The following is a 14165-nucleotide window of genomic DNA, read 5'->3' as shown; positions in this document are numbered from 1 at the left end:
CCGGACAGCCGTGGACTTGATCCGGGCATCCAGTCTCTCCGGCCCTGGATCGCCGGGTCGAGCCCGGCGATGACAGAAAAAGAGACCGAGGCAGTCGAAGGGGAGGGAGTCTCTACTCCCCGCGATCCGCTTCCGGCTCCTCGCCCGCGCGGCGCACGGCAGAATTCTCGATGTCGGCGCCCAGCAGGATCTCCGTCGTCACCGCGAGATGGCGCGTCATGAGCGCGACGGCGCCGGCCGTATCGCGTTTCAGCGCCGCTTCCATGATGCTTTGATGCTCCTCGCCGACATTCCTGTCTCCGGTGCTGAGCGGAACCGAGAGCCGGCGATAGCGCTCGCTCTGGGCATAGAGCTGACTGTGGATGCGCAAGAGCCAGGGGCTGTCCGCGCCTTCGACCAGCGCCCAGTGAAAGGCCGCATGGGCATCCGCCCATTCATCGTCCGATCGCATCGGGTCGGTGACGGCGCGCTCGGGCGTGCGTGACAGCCGGTGGAAGGCCGCGACCAGCTTGGCCTCCCAGTCGACCGTGCCCGCCGCGATCGCGCGCGCGATGCAGAGCCGCTCGATCTCGATCCGCACCATCGTCAGGTCGCGCAGATCGGCGACCGAGATCGGCGCGGCGCGAAACCCCCGCTGCGGCTCCGAGATGACCAGGCCTTCTGACGTCAGGCGCGAGAGCGCTTCGCGCACGGCGCCGAGGCTGACCGAGAAGCGGTCGCAGAGATTCTGAATCTTGAGCCGGCTGCCGGGAAGGATGCGGCAGGCGAGGAGATCGGCCCGCAGCCCTTCATAGGCGCCTTGCGTCAGGTTCTGCGTGGCGTCGCGCCCCATCCAGGCCCCTCTGGCTTTGCTCGCGCCCGTTGCGGTCGGCAGTCAATATATTATCCTCAGTTTAAATTCTAAGTATCATAAAATATATTTTCTTTTGACAAATATAATTTTTCTGCGAAGCTTTTCGGGATCGGCGCGTCAAATCAGGGCCGCGGCGAACGCGAGGCGGCGGTCTACGGCTGTCCGGACGGGCTGCCGTGACAAGAGGCGCGCCGCCGGATGGGCCGTCGCCATTCAGGGGTCGGATCGGACGATGATCGAAGTGCAACGCGTCTCGAAGGCCTTCATCACCCGGGATGCCGGGACGGTCTATGCGCTGAAGTCCGTCAGCGTCGAGATCGGCAGCAACGAGTTCTTCACGCTGCTGGGGCCGTCGGGCTGCGGCAAGACCACCCTGCTGCGTCTCATCGGCGGCTTCGACCGGCCCACCGAGGGCGCCATCCGCATCGGCGCGCTCGACGTGGCCGGGCTGCCGCCGCAGAAGCGGCCCGTCAATACCGTCTTCCAGAGCTACGCGCTCTTCCCCCATATGACCGTGGCCGAGAACGTTGCCTTCGGCCTCGATATGCAGGATTGGCCCGAAGCCGAGATCGCGGCGCGGGTGAACGAGACGCTCCAGCTCGTCAGGCTCGACGGCTTCGCCGCGCGCAAACCCAGCCAGCTCTCGGGCGGCCAGCAACAGCGGGTGGCGCTGGCCCGCGCGCTGGCGCCGAAGCCCAGCGTCCTCCTGCTCGACGAGCCGCTCTCGGCTCTCGATCTCAAGCTGCGCAAGGAGATGCAGACCGAGCTCAAGCGGCTGCAGCGCGAGACCGGCATCGCCTTCATCCTGGTGACGCATGACCAGGAAGAGGCGCTCGCCATGTCCGACCGCATCGCCGTCATGCGCGACGGCCATATCCTCCAGGTCGGCAGCCCGCGCGAGATCTACGACAATCCGAACTGCCGCTTCGTCGCCGACTTCATCGGCGAGGCCAACCTGATCCCGGGCGATCTGCTGGGCCGGAGTTCGTCGATCACCGTGACGGTGCGCCCCGAGCGGATCTCGATCCGGTCGGGCCCGAATGGAAAGCCAGCCCGCATCGAAGGCGTCGTCTCGGGCGTGACTTTCCTCGGACTCGACACGCTCTATGAAGTGGCGCTGCCGCAAGGCATGAGGCTGCGCGCGCGGCTGCGCGACAGCGAGGATCGTTTCCGGCATGGCGACCGGGTCGCGGTCGACTGGCCGGACGGCGTCGAACGCCAGCTGGCGAACTGAGCGGAATCGGGCGATGGGGGCGAAGCGCACACTCTTCCTGATCGCGCCGGCCGTCCTGGTCATCGGAATCTTCATGCTGATTCCGATGTTCATCGCCATGGGCTACTCCTTCATGACCGCCAACCCCTATGGCGGCGTGAACCTGCCCCTGACCTTCGATGCCTATGTCCAGTTCCTGTTTCAGCGCGACTTCGACGACACGCTGGTCTTCGCGCCCGACTACATCTTCATCATCCTGCGCTCGATTTATCTCGCGGTCGCGACCACGCTGATCTGCCTGGTGCTGGGGCTGCCCGTCGCCTGGTACATCGTCTGCCAGAACGAATCGCGCCGGCGGATCCTGCTGTTCCTGATCACGCTGCCCTTCTGGATCAACACCCTGATCCGGACCTATTGCTGGATCCTGATCCTGCGCGACGAGGGCCTGATCAATGACGGCCTGCGGGCGGTCGGAATCACGTCGGCGCCGTTGCCGCTGCTCTACAACGACGGCTCGATCCTGCTGGGACTCGTCTACACCTTCTTGCCCTTCATGGTGCTGCCGATCTATTCGACGCTGGAGCGGATCGACTTCCGGCTGATCGAGGCCGCCTACGATCTCTATGCCGATCGCATCGCCGTCTTCAAACGCGTGGTCTGGCCCCTGGCCAAGCCGGGCGCGCTCGCCGGCGTCGGGCTCGTCTTCGCGCCGGCGCTGGGTTCGTTCCTGGCACCCGATCTTCTGGGCGGCGGCAAGAAGCTCCTGATCGGCAGCCTGATCCAGATGCAGTTCAGCTCCTCGCGCAACTGGCCCTTCGGTGCCGCGCTTTCGACCGTCATCGCCATCGCCGTGCTGTTGGTCTTCGCGCTGCGGGCTCGCCGGGTGCCGCCGCAGGGGAGCCACGCATGAGCGCGCGCGTCTCCCGACCCTTCGACTGGCGCCGGACCCCCGGCCTGCCGTCCTTCACCGGCGCGATCCTGATCTTCCTCTACGCACCGTTGCTGATCCTGGTGCTCTATTCCTTCAATGCCAGCAAGCTCGTCACCGTCTGGTCGGGCTTCAGCCTGCGCTGGTTCGTCCAGGTCGCGAACAACGACGATATCCGCAGCGCCGCCCTCAACAGCGTCATCATCGCCGTCGCCGCCACCATCGCCTCGACCGTGATCGCGACCGCGGGCGCGCTGGCGCTCGAGCGCGGCACCATCCGCTTCGGGCGCGGCATCGTCACCGGCATGATTGCCATGCCGCTGGTGGTGCCGGAGATCGTAGTCGCGATCACGACCCTGGTCTTTTTCTCGCTGCTGGGCATGCATTACGGCCTGCTCAATCTGATCATCGCCCACACCGTCTTCTGCATTCCCTTCGCGCTGCTGCCGGTCCAGGCGCGGCTGCGCGACATGGGCGGGACGCTGGAAGAGGCGGGGCGCGACCTCTATGCCGACGAATGGCGGCTCTTCCGCCATGTCACGCTGCCTCTGCTGGCGCCGGCGATCGCGGCGGGCGCCATCATGGCCTTCGTCGTGTCGCTCGACGATTTTCTGATCAGCATGATGGTCTCGAGCGCGGGCTCGACCACCCTGCCGGTCTATGTCTACGGGATGATGCGCCTCGGCGTGACGCCGGAGGTGAATGCCATCTCCACCATCCTTCTCGTCATCTCGCTGATCTTCGTCGCGACCGCGCTCCTGGTCGGCCGGCGATATCGGCGCGCTTTCTGACCGGCCTAGGACCAAAACTGAAAGGGAGGACGACAATGAAGAACTGGAAAACGGGCCTCGCCAGCGTGCTGCTGGCGGCTGGCGTGATCGTCGGCGCTCCGCAAGGGGCGAAGGCCGATGGCGGCGAGCTTCATATCTACAACTGGACGGACTATACCTCGCCGGAGATGGTGAAGAAGTTCGAGGACGAGACCGGCATCAAGGTCACCATCGACACCTATGATTCGAACGAGACGGCGCTCGCCAAGCTGAGCTCCGGTGCTGCCGGCTATGACGTCATCATCATCAGCAACGACTTCATCCCGATCTTCGTGAAGCAGGGCCTGCTGCAGAAGGTCGACGTCGCCCATATGGCAAACTTCAAGAATCTGGACCCGCAGTGGCAGAAGCGCTCTTGGGACCCGGATGCGCAATATTCGGTTCCGTGGGTCTGGGGCACGACCTCCTATTCCGTCGACACCGCCGTGTATAAGGGACCGACCGACAGCCTGAAGCCGCTGTTCCAGCCGCCCGCGGATCTCAAGGGCAAGATCGGCATGTTCGGCTCGCCCAGCGAGGTCATGTCGCTCGCCCTCGTCTATCTCGGCAAGCCGCAATGCAACACCAACCCGGATGACCTGAAGGCGTTGAACGCCCTGCTGCAGGCGCAGAAGCCCTTCGTGAAGGTCTACAACTCCGACGGCACCGTGGAGCGCCAAGTTTCGGGCGAGACGGTGATGCATGAGCAATGGTCGGGCAAGGCGCTTGCCACTCGCACCGAGAAGGCGAGCTTCAAATATGTCTATCCGAAGGAAGGCGTGGTCGGCTGGATGGACAATGTCGCCGTGCCGAAAGACGCACCCGATCTCGAGAACGCCAAGAAGTTTCTCAACTTCCTGATGGACCCCGAGAACATCGCGCTCCAGTCGAAATCGACCGGCTATCAGACGGCGGTGGTGGGCTCGAACAAGTTCCTGCCGCCGGAGATCGGCACCTCGCCGGAGTTCAATCCGCCGGCCGACCTCAAGATCACCTTCGCCCCTGCCTGCGAGGAGAAGGCGACCCGCGCCTACGACAAGATCTGGACGGGCCTGCGTCAGTAACCTGATCGAGCCGTGAGATGCCGCCGGCGAGAGTCGGCGGCATCTCCATTTTTGGGGTAGGCTCGTCAGCACCGGCTTCTGCTTGTCCTGAAAGAGCGTCTCGATGACCCCCGATCATAATTCTGCCGTGCGGCTGACCCAGGATCTCATCCGGCTGCGCTCGATCAATCCGCCGGGCGACGAGCAGGCCTGCGCCGATCATCTGGCCCGGAGTCTCGAGGCGGCGGGCTTCGAGGTCGCGGCCTACAGTTTTGCCGAAGGCCGCACCAGTCTCGTCGCTCGCCTCGATGGTGATGCCGACGCCAAGCCGATCTGCTTTACCGGCCATCTCGACACAGTGCCGCTGGGAGGCGCGCCCTGGGATCGCGATCCCTTGGGGGCGGAGATCGACGGCGGCCGGCTCTATGGCCGCGGCTCCAGCGACATGAAGAGCGGCGTGGCTGCGATGGCGATCGCCGCCATGGACGTCGCCCGGCTGCCGGACCGGAAGGCCGGCCTCGTGCTGGTCTTCACGGCGGGCGAGGAGACCGGCTGCGACGGCGCGCGTTTCCTGGCGGGGCTGGAGAACGTCTTGCCGCGAGCCGGGGCGCTGGTGGTCGGCGAGCCCACCGGCAACGATCCCCTCATCGGCCATAAGGGCGCGCTCTGGCTGCAGGCGGTGTTCCGCGGCGTCACCGCCCATGGCTCGATGCCGGAGCTTGGCGACAACGCGGTCTATAAGGCCGCCAAGGGTGTGCTGCATCTGGCCAAGCATGAGTTCAAGGCGCCCGGCCATAACCAGCTCGGCCGGCCCTCGCTGAATGTCGGCACTCTGAATGGCGGCCTGAACGTCAACTCGGTGCCCGATCACGCGCGGGTCCAGGTCGATATCCGCACGGTGCCCGGACAGTCGAACGAGACCATCTTGGAGGAGATCCAGGCCCTCTTGGGCGAGGAGGCCGAGATCGCGCGCATGGTCGATGTCGGCGCCATCGCCAGCAATCTGCATGACGCCTGGGTCGCCGGCGTGTTCGAGCTTTGCGAGCGCGTAACAGGCCGGCGGCTCGATCCGCGCGGCGCGCCTTTCTTCACCGATGCCTCGGTGCTGGTGCCCGCCATGAGTCAGCTGCCCGCCGTCATCCTCGGTCCCGGCGAAACCGCGATGGCGCACAAGACCAACGAATATTGCGAGGTGGCGAAGATCGAGCAAGCGGTCGGGCTCTACACCGAGATCGCGCGAAAGTGGATGGGGCTTTAGGCGGAAGCTCTACTCCGCCATCTCCCGCTGCCGCTCGACCTCGAGGTTGGCCGTCAGCAGGATCCGCGTCGTGGCGCCGAGATGGGCCGAGAGCAGGGCCACCGCCTTGTCGGCGTCGCGCGCCAGGGCCGCGTCGACGATGCCCTGATGCTCCGCCCCGATGTTGCGCTTCTCGGTCGTGAGCGGGACGGAAAGACGCCGATAGCGCTCGCTCTGGTCATAGAGCTGGCTGCGCAGCTTCAGGAGCCAGGGGCTGTCGCAGCCGTCGGCCAGCGCCACATGGAAGGCCGCATGGGCTTCGGCCCATTCGTCGCTCGACCTTGCAGGGTCGGCCGCCGCGCGCTCGGGCGTGCGCGAGAGACGGTGCAGTGCCGCCACCAGCCGCGACTCCCAATCGACGTCGCCGACCGCGATCGCGCGCCGGAGGCAGAGCCCCTCGATCTCGATGCGCACCCGCGTCAGGTCCTGAAGGTCTTCCTGAGAGATGGGGGCGGCCCGGAACCCGCGTTGCGGTTCGGCCACCACCAGCCCCTCCGAGGTCAGGCGGGACAGCGCCTCGCGGATGGCGCCCAGGCTCACCGAGAGGCGGGCGCAGAGCTCCTGGATCTTGAGGCGGCTGCCCGGAAGGATGCGGCAGGCGAGGAGATCGGCGCGCAGCTGCTCATAGGCGCCTTGGGTGAGGTTCACGGCGGGATCCCGGGCCATTGCAGTGCCTCAGCGCTGACGAGCGAACGAGAATAATAGAGCAATATATTATCTCTGTCATGGACCGCTCTTGACAGAAAATATATTATCCGTTGACAGATATATATGTGCACGGCAAGGTCCTGTCACCGGCCGGTTTGAGATCATTCGGGGAGAAGGCACTTGCGGTTTGCGACCTATCGGTCAGGGAAAAGGGTCGGCTTGGCTCTCGGATCGGCCAATGGCGGGTTCCAGGGGCTCCTCGATGGCGAGCCCGGCTTTCCAGGTCCCCTGAGCGGGCTGATTTCGGAGGGTTCAGGCGCGCTGCGCGAGGCCGGCCTGCGGCTGGCCAAGGCGCCGGCGATCGACCCGGCGACCATCGAATGGCTGCCGCCCTTGCCGGCGCCCGGCAAGATCATCTGTGTCGGGCTCAACTATGTCGATCATTCGATCGAGAGCGGCTTCGTGCCGCCGACCTACCCGACGATCTTCGCTCGCTTCTCCTCCAGCCTGATCGGCCATGGCGCGCCGATCCGGCGCCCAGCGGCCTCGGTCCAGCTCGATTACGAAGGCGAGATGGTGGCTGTCATCGGCAAGGCGGGGCGCCATATCGGCCGCGCTCACGCCCTCGACCATGTCATCGGCTATTCGGTGTTCAACGACGTCTCGATCCGCGATTTCCAGACCAAGTCGCCGCAATGGACGGTGGGCAAGAATTTCGACGATACCGGCCCCTTCGGGCCCTTCATGGTGACCGCGGACGAATTGCCGGCAGGCGGAAAGGGCTTGCATATCCAGACGCGGCTTAACGGCCACACCGTCCAGGACGCCTCGACCGACGACATGATCTTCGACGTGGCGTCGCTGATTTCCATTCTGAGCGAGGCGATCACCCTGTGGCCGGGTGATATCATCGTCTCAGGCACGCCGTCCGGCGTCGGCATGGCCCGCAAGCCGCCGCTCTTCATGAAGCATGGCGATGTCTGCGAGGTGGAGATCGAAGGCATCGGCACCTTGCGCAACCCCGTGGCCGACGAAATCGGCGCCGCCCCGGCCCGGAAGGCCCTGGCGAGCGCCTGAGACAACGGAGAGCGACGTCGCTCGAGAGCAGGACAGGAGAACATCCATGAACCGCGTCTTCTTCCGCAATGCCATGGTCTGGGACGGCAGCGGCGCCAATTCCTTTCCGGCCGATGTCCTGGTCGAGGGCAACCGGATCAAAACCGTGGCGCGACAGGTCGGCCAGCTTTCGGCCGACGGGGCGACCGTGATCGACTGCCGCGGCCGGACCCTGATGCCGGGCCTGGTCGAAGGCCATGCGCATATCTCCTTCGGCGGTGCGGTCAACGATTCCGATCTCGGCAACATCCCGCCGGAAGAGCATGTGCTGCTCACCATGCGCAACGCCAAGACGCTGCTCGATCACGGCTTCACCAGCGCCTACAGCGCCGCGAGCTCGAAGCTGCGCCTCGATGTCGTCATCCGCAACGAAGTCGATGCCGGCCGCCTGCCGGGCCCGCGCATCAAGGCCTGCAGCCCCGAGATCACGGTGACCGCCGGGCTCGGCGACGAGCGCAAGCAGCATATGTATTACGAGAGCTTCGGCATGATCGCCGACGGCCCCGACGAGATCGCGCGCGCCGTGCGGCTCTGCTGCCGCGAGGGCGTGGACAATATCAAGGTCAACATCTCCGGTGACGATCTGGGCCCCAAGGCCCATGGCGGCGTGACCGTGATGCGCGAGATCGAGGTGCAGACGGCCGTCGAGGTCGCGCGGGACTTCGGCAAGAAGATCAACTGCCATGCGCGAGCGGCGGCCTCGGTCAAGCGCGCGGTGAAATGCGGCATCGACGTGATCTATCACTGCGAATCCGCCGACGAGGAAGCGCTCGACATGCTGGAGTCGGTGAAGGACAAGATCTTCGTCGGTCCTGCCATCGGCATCATCTATGGCACGCTCTATGAGGGCGAGCCCTGGGGCTTCACCCGCGAAATGGCGATCCATATCGGTATGCAGCGCGTCATCGACGACAGCTGCAAGGTCTATACCGAGCTGCGCAAGCGCGGCGTTCGCGCCCTCATCGGCGGCGATTACGGCTTCGCCCAGTCGCCGCAGGGCACCAACGCGCGCGACCTCAAGCATTTCGTCGATCTGCTCGGCTACACGCCCAGCGAGGCCCTGCAATGCGGCACCCGCGTCGGCGGCCAGGTGATGGGCATGGGCCATGAGCTCGGGCAGGTGAAGGAGGGCTTCCTCGCCGACCTGCTGCTGGTCAATGGCGACCCGCTCAAGGACTTGTCGATCATGGTGCCGGAGGAAAGCTTCCACGTCATCATGAAGGACGGCGCGCTCTACAAGAACGTGGCCCAGGCCAAGGCGCAGGAGCGGGCGGCCTAGGTTCGGGACCGGCGATGGCCCGGCCCGAAGTCCCCATCGAGGTCGATCCCGAGACCGGCATCTGGCGGACCGACGGTCTGCCGATGGTCTATCTGCCGCGCCATTTCCTGGTGAACAATCACCGCGCCGTGGAAGAGGCGCTCGGGCTCGAGGCCTATCGCGAGATCCTGCGCGCCGCCACGGCGAAGTCGGCGATCCACTGGTGCCAGGCCGAGGCGCGCACCCATGGCCTCACGCCCGAGGCGACCTTCCGCCATTACTTCAAGCGGCTCTCGCAGCGCGGCTGGGGCCAGTTCACGGTCGATGCGCTCGACATCGGCCGGCGTCGCGGCAGCATCAGCCTGCGGAACTCCGTGTTCGTGCTGGAGCGTCCCGCCGGTGCGGAAGCACCCGTCTGCTACATGTTCGAAGGCTTCATGACCGGCGCCATGCGCTTCCTCATCGAGACAAGCGAGGCCCGGGTCGAGACCCACTGCCACGAAACCCAATGCGCCGCCCAGGGTGGCGGCGACCATTGCCGGTTCGAGTTCGGAGCGTAAGTTTCGGCGTCACCTCGCACAGGATTGTTGTTTCGGGAAGAGTGACGCGCCGCGCGCCGCCCCCTTGTCACCCCCGCGAAAGCGGGGGCCCATGCTTCAGGTTGCGGCGCTGGATGGAGATGGGTCCCCGCTTTCGCGGGGATGACTATGGGAGGGACGCCGTGACTCTTTCGCGGGGGTGACGATAAACGCAACGTCGAGGTGATGGCCTCGATGGCGAAGAAAACTACCCCGCCTTCACCCCGCACCAATCCGCGATGAAGAGCGCGATCGTTTGCGTCACTCGGCGGATCGAGTCGATGTTCACCCGCTCGTCGAAGCCGTGGATGTCCTCGGACTCCGGGCCATAGACCATCGCCGGCGTGTCGGCATAGAGGCCGAAGAAGCGGGCATCGGTGGTGCCGGTGAAGGCCATGCGGTCGAGCTTCTGGCCGAACACGCTTTCATGGCAGCGCTCCAGCAGCGCCTGCGGCTCGGCACCGCCTTCCAGCACGTAACCTTCGGCCTGGAAGCCGTGATAGACGATCTTGGGCGGGCTGTTGGCGAGGAAGGAATCCCCGCGTGCGGCTCTCGCAACCGTCTCCTCGATCTCGCGCCGGCATTGCGCCAGGTCCATGCCGGGGAAGAGCCCGACGCGCATGTCGAACACGCACCAGGCCGGCACGCTCGAGGTCCAGTCGCCGCCCTTGATCTTGCTGACGACGAAATTGATCGGATGCTTGTGCTCGGCGAAGGCAGGATGGCCGCGCTTGTTCCAATCCTCCTCGAGTTCATGCAGCGCGCGGATGATCGGGAAGCAGGCCTCGATCGCGTTGGCGCCGCTGCCGGCGCGCGCCACATGGACAGGTCGTCCCTGCACATGCACCTGAAACCACATCACGCCGACCTGGGCGGCACCCAATTTGCATTGGCTGGGCTCGGGAATGATCGCGGCATCGGCCTTGTAGCCGCGCTGCAGGCAGGCGAGCGCGCCATTGCCGGTGCATTCCTCCTCGACCACCGACTGGACATAGACGTCGCCCTGCGGCGCATAACCGGCGCGGCGCACCGCGTCGAAGGCGTACATCCCGGCGACCAGACCCGCCTTCATGTCGCCACCGCCGCGGCCATAGAGCCAGCCATCGGCGATGCGCGGCTCGAAGGGCGGGCTCGCCCACAATTCGGCCGGACCCGTGGGCACCACGTCGATATGGCCATTGAGGATGAGCGAGCGGCCGCGGGCCCCTTGCGGGCGCCAGGCGCCGACCACGTTCCAGGCATTCTCATAGGAAACCATGACCGGCGAGAATCCTGGCAAGTTGCGGATCGATTCCACATCGATCAGCCAGCGATCGACCCCCAACCCCCGGTCCCGCAGCGCGCGGGCCATCATGTCCTGGGCGGCCGCTTCCTGGCCCCGGAGCGAGGGCTGGCGCGTCAGATCCGCGGTGAAGTCGATCTGGTCGTCGAAACCGTCCTCGACGGCCTTGAGGATTCGGCGCGCGGCATCGGCATCGGTCATGGAAAACCTCGGGAAAACGGGCTGGAATAGAAGGCGCTGCGCCCGGCGAGGGCCCGCCGGGGACCCCGACATCATGCCGCTTCGGCGGCCGTGGTCAATCCAGGCCCGCTGTTGTATCTCTCTTGCCACCATGACCCTCCGATTTCCGCTTGCCCTTGCCTGGCCTTGCCCGACCGGACCCGTGGCCCGATGACCGTTCGCGTCCGTTTCGCGCCCAGCCCCACGGGCCATCTCCATGTCGGCAATATCTTCGTAGCGCTGCATAACTGGCTCTTTGCGCGCAAGGAGGCCGGCGAGTTCCTGCTGCGCTTCGACGATACCGACCAGTTGCGCTCGAGCGCCGAATTCGCCGACGAGATCCGCAAGGACCTGACCTGGGTCGGTCTGGTCTGGGATCGCGAGGTCTCGCAGTCGCAGCGCCTCGCCGTCTATGACGCGGCCGCCGCCCGGCTCAAGAAATCCGAGCGGCTCTATCCCTGCTATGAGACTGCGGAAGAGCTGGCCCTCAAGCGCCAGGCGCAGCTCCAGTCGGGCCGGGCCCCGGTCTATGACCGCGCGGCGCTGGCCCTCTCGGCCGCCGATCGCGCCAAGCTCGAGGCCGAGGGCCGCCTGCCGCATTGGCGCTTCCGCCTCGATCTGGGCGAGGTGCGCTGGATCGACATGGTGCGGGGCCCGCAGCATATCGACGAGGCGAGCCAGAGCGATCCGGTCTTGATCCGCGAGGACGGTACCTATCTCTACACGCTGCCCTCGGTGGTCGACGACATCGACCTCGGCGTCACCCATGTGATCCGCGGCGCCGACCATGTCACCAACACCGGCGCGCAGATTCAGATCTTCGAGGCACTGGGCGGACCGGTGCCGCGCTTCGGCCATCTCCCGCTGCTGAAGGGCAAGGGCGGGGAGGAGCTCTCGAAGCGCATTGGCACCATGTCGATCGGCGAGCTGCGGACCGCCGGCATCGAGCCGCTGGCCCTGGCGAGCTATCTGGCGCGGCTCGGTACCGGCGATCCGATGAAGCCCGTCCATAGCTGGGACGAGCTGATCCCCGACCATAATCTCGGCAAGCTGGGTGCGGCCTCGCCGCATTTTGATCGCGACGAGCTGGCGCAGATCAATGCGCGGCTGCTGCACGAGACCGACTTCAAGGAGGTCGCGGCCCGCGTGGCCTCCGACAGTGTCGACGAACGGCTCTGGAATGCCGTGCGCGGCAATATCGAGAAGCTCGCCGACATCGAGCTATGGGCGAAGATCTGCCATGGCGAGATTCTCACCCGCGGCGACGATGTCGACCTGACGCGGATCGCGGCGGCCGAGCTGCCGCCCGAGCCCTGGAACGAGGAAACCTGGAAGAACTGGACCGGCGCCATCACCTCGGCCACCGGCAAGAAGGGCAAGGCCTTGTTCCAGCCCCTGCGCCAGGCCCTGACCGGCCTCGACCATGGACCCGAGATGCGGCTTTTGCTACCTCTCATCGGCCGCGCCCGGGCCTCGGCCCGGTTGCTGCGCGGCAAGGGCTGAAACGGGCTGGCGCAAGCGATCATCGGGACATGCCGATCCAACTGCACAACACGCTGACGCGCCGCAAAGAGGCGTTCGCTCCGCTCGATCCGCGGCAGGTGCGGATGTATGTCTGCGGGCCGACGGTCTATGACTTCGCCCATATCGGCAATGCCCGGCCCGTCGTCGTGTTCGACACGCTGTTCCGGCTGCTGCGCCATGTCTATGGCGCCGCACATGTCGTCTATGTGCGCAACATCACCGACATCGAGGACAAGATCATCGCCGCCGCGAACGAGCGCGGCGAGAGCATCCGCGAGCTGACCAAGCGCACGGCCCAGGCCTATCAGGACGATATGGCGGCCCTCGGTGCGATGGCGCCGACGCATCAGCCGCGCGCGACAGAGCATGTCACCGGCATGGTGGCGATGATCGAGAAGCTGATCGCGCTGGGCCACGCCTACCCGGCCGAGGGCCATGTGCTCTTCAACGTGCCGTCGATGCCGGATTACGGAAAGCTCTCCGGCCGCACGCTCGACGAGATGATCGCGGGCGCGCGGGTCGAGGTGGCGCCCTACAAGAAGCACCCGGCCGATTTCGTCTTGTGGAAGCCCAGCACGCCCGACCAGCCCGGCTGGGACAGTCCCTGGGGCCGCGGCCGTCCGGGCTGGCATATCGAATGTTCGGTCATGTCGGAGGCGCTGCTGGGGCCGGTCTTCGACATCCATGGCGGCGGCATCGACCTGATCTTTCCGCATCACGAGAACGAGATCGCGCAGAGCCGCTGTGCCCATGGCACGCCGGTCTTCGCGCGTTACTGGATGCATAACGGCTTCGTCCAGGTCGGCGGCGAGAAGATGTCCAAGTCGCTGGGCAATTTCTTCACCGTGCGCGAGCTGCTCGACGAGGGTCATCGCGGCGAAGCCATCCGCCTGGCGCTGCTCTCGGCCCATTACCGCCAGCCGATCGACATCACCCGCGACGGGCTGGTGGAGGCCAAGGCCACGCTCGATCGCTTCTATACCGCGCTGGCGCGGGCCGGCGGTGCCGCACTGCCGGCGCAGGATGCGATCGACGAGGCGCCGCTCGACGTGATGGCGGCGCTGGAAGACGACCTGAACACCCCGCTGGCCATCAGCCATCTGCATGAGCTGGTGCATCGGCTGAACAAGGCCACGACCGACGCGGAGCGCGAGCGGGCGGTGCAGGCCCTGACCCGTTCGGGCGCGCTGCTGGGCTTGCTGCAGCAGGAGCCGGAGGTCTGGCTGCGGGGCGGGGCCGACGACAGCGCAGAAATCGAGGCGGCCATCGCCGCGCGCACGGCCGCACGCCAGTCGCGCAACTTCGCCGAGGCCGATCGCATCCGCAAGGATCTGGCCGCGCGCGGCATCCTGCTCGACGACGGGCCGCAGGGAACGACTTGGCGCCGAGCCGGCTAA

At 66.0% G+C, this 14165-nt stretch carries 13 protein-coding genes; 10 read left to right on the top strand and 3 right to left on the bottom strand.

All coding sequences use genetic code 11. The features are described from left to right. Positions 1-112: 112 nt before the first annotated feature. On the bottom strand, positions 113-832 hold the full coding sequence (locus FRZ44_RS18615; protein WP_151178590.1) for a GntR family transcriptional regulator: 720 nt from the start codon (positions 830-832) through the stop codon (positions 113-115). A 253-nt stretch (positions 833-1085) separates the two neighbouring features. On the opposite strand from FRZ44_RS18615, the gene FRZ44_RS18610 reads away from it, so the two are divergent. The 5 genes from FRZ44_RS18610 to FRZ44_RS18590 all read left to right on the top strand — a co-directional run bounded on the left by FRZ44_RS18610 (position 1086) and on the right by FRZ44_RS18590 (position 6104). Then, positions 1086-2087, top strand: a complete 1002-nt coding sequence (locus FRZ44_RS18610) for an ABC transporter ATP-binding protein (RefSeq protein WP_151178589.1) — start codon at positions 1086-1088, stop codon at positions 2085-2087. 13 nt (positions 2088-2100) lie between these two features. After that, positions 2101-2976, top strand: coding sequence for an ABC transporter permease (locus FRZ44_RS18605; protein WP_151178588.1), 876 nt, complete (start codon positions 2101-2103; stop codon positions 2974-2976). After that, positions 2973-3785 (top strand): ABC transporter permease, encoded by an 813-nt coding sequence (locus FRZ44_RS18600; protein ID WP_151178587.1) that lies wholly within the window; start codon positions 2973-2975, stop codon positions 3783-3785. Before FRZ44_RS18605 ends, FRZ44_RS18600 begins: the two co-directional genes overlap by 4 nt. A gap of 35 nt (positions 3786-3820) precedes the next feature. Continuing rightward, positions 3821-4867: an extracellular solute-binding protein gene (locus FRZ44_RS18595; protein WP_151178586.1), complete on the top strand. Its 1047-nt coding sequence runs from the start codon at positions 3821-3823 to the stop codon at positions 4865-4867. 103 nt (positions 4868-4970) lie between these two features. Beyond that, positions 4971-6104 carry a M20 family metallopeptidase gene (locus FRZ44_RS18590; RefSeq protein ID WP_151178585.1) on the top strand — a complete coding sequence of 378 codons (1134 nt, stop codon included), beginning with the start codon at positions 4971-4973 and terminating at the stop codon, positions 6102-6104. Positions 6105-6113: 9 nt separating this feature from the next. Here FRZ44_RS18590 and FRZ44_RS18585 read toward each other — a convergent pair whose 3' ends face one another. Then, complete coding sequence (locus FRZ44_RS18585) at positions 6114-6791, bottom strand: GntR family transcriptional regulator (protein ID WP_225308335.1); 678 nt, start codon at positions 6789-6791, stop codon at positions 6114-6116. Between the two features lie 219 nt (positions 6792-7010). On the opposite strand from FRZ44_RS18585, the gene FRZ44_RS18580 reads away from it, so the two are divergent. The 3 genes from FRZ44_RS18580 to FRZ44_RS18570 are packed head-to-tail and all read left to right on the top strand — an operon-like array spanning position 7011 to position 9725. Next, positions 7011-7868: a fumarylacetoacetate hydrolase family protein gene (locus tag FRZ44_RS18580; RefSeq protein WP_225308334.1), complete on the top strand. Its 858-nt coding sequence runs from the start codon at positions 7011-7013 to the stop codon at positions 7866-7868. 46 nt (positions 7869-7914) lie between these two features. Beyond that, entirely contained in the window at positions 7915-9186 is a 1272-nt protein-coding gene (locus FRZ44_RS18575) for a metal-dependent hydrolase family protein (protein ID WP_151178582.1), read from the top strand. Between the two features lie 14 nt (positions 9187-9200). After that, the gene (locus FRZ44_RS18570) at positions 9201-9725 is read left to right on the top strand and encodes a 4-vinyl reductase (RefSeq protein ID WP_151178581.1); all 525 of its coding nucleotides are present in this window, start codon (positions 9201-9203) and stop codon (positions 9723-9725) included. Between the two features lie 226 nt (positions 9726-9951). Here the strand turns inward: FRZ44_RS18570 and FRZ44_RS18565 are convergent, their stop codons facing one another. Continuing rightward, a complete protein-coding gene (locus FRZ44_RS18565; RefSeq protein ID WP_151178580.1) occupies positions 9952-11226 on the bottom strand; it encodes an ArgE/DapE family deacylase in 1275 nt (424 codons plus the stop codon). Between the two features lie 189 nt (positions 11227-11415). On the opposite strand from FRZ44_RS18565, the gene gltX reads away from it, so the two are divergent. Next, complete coding sequence (gene gltX, locus FRZ44_RS18560) at positions 11416-12747, top strand: glutamate--tRNA ligase (RefSeq protein WP_151178579.1); 1332 nt, start codon at positions 11416-11418, stop codon at positions 12745-12747. Between the two features lie 29 nt (positions 12748-12776). Then, on the top strand, positions 12777-14165 hold the full coding sequence (gene cysS, locus FRZ44_RS18555; protein WP_151178578.1) for a cysteine--tRNA ligase: 1389 nt from the start codon (positions 12777-12779) through the stop codon (positions 14163-14165).

The organism is Hypericibacter terrae, from assembly GCF_008728855.1.
In the GTDB taxonomy this organism is placed as follows: Bacteria; Pseudomonadota; Alphaproteobacteria; order Dongiales; family Dongiaceae; genus Hypericibacter; species Hypericibacter terrae.
Note: the sequence above shows the minus strand (reverse complement) of the source record. Positions and strands in the feature narration are given on the sequence as shown.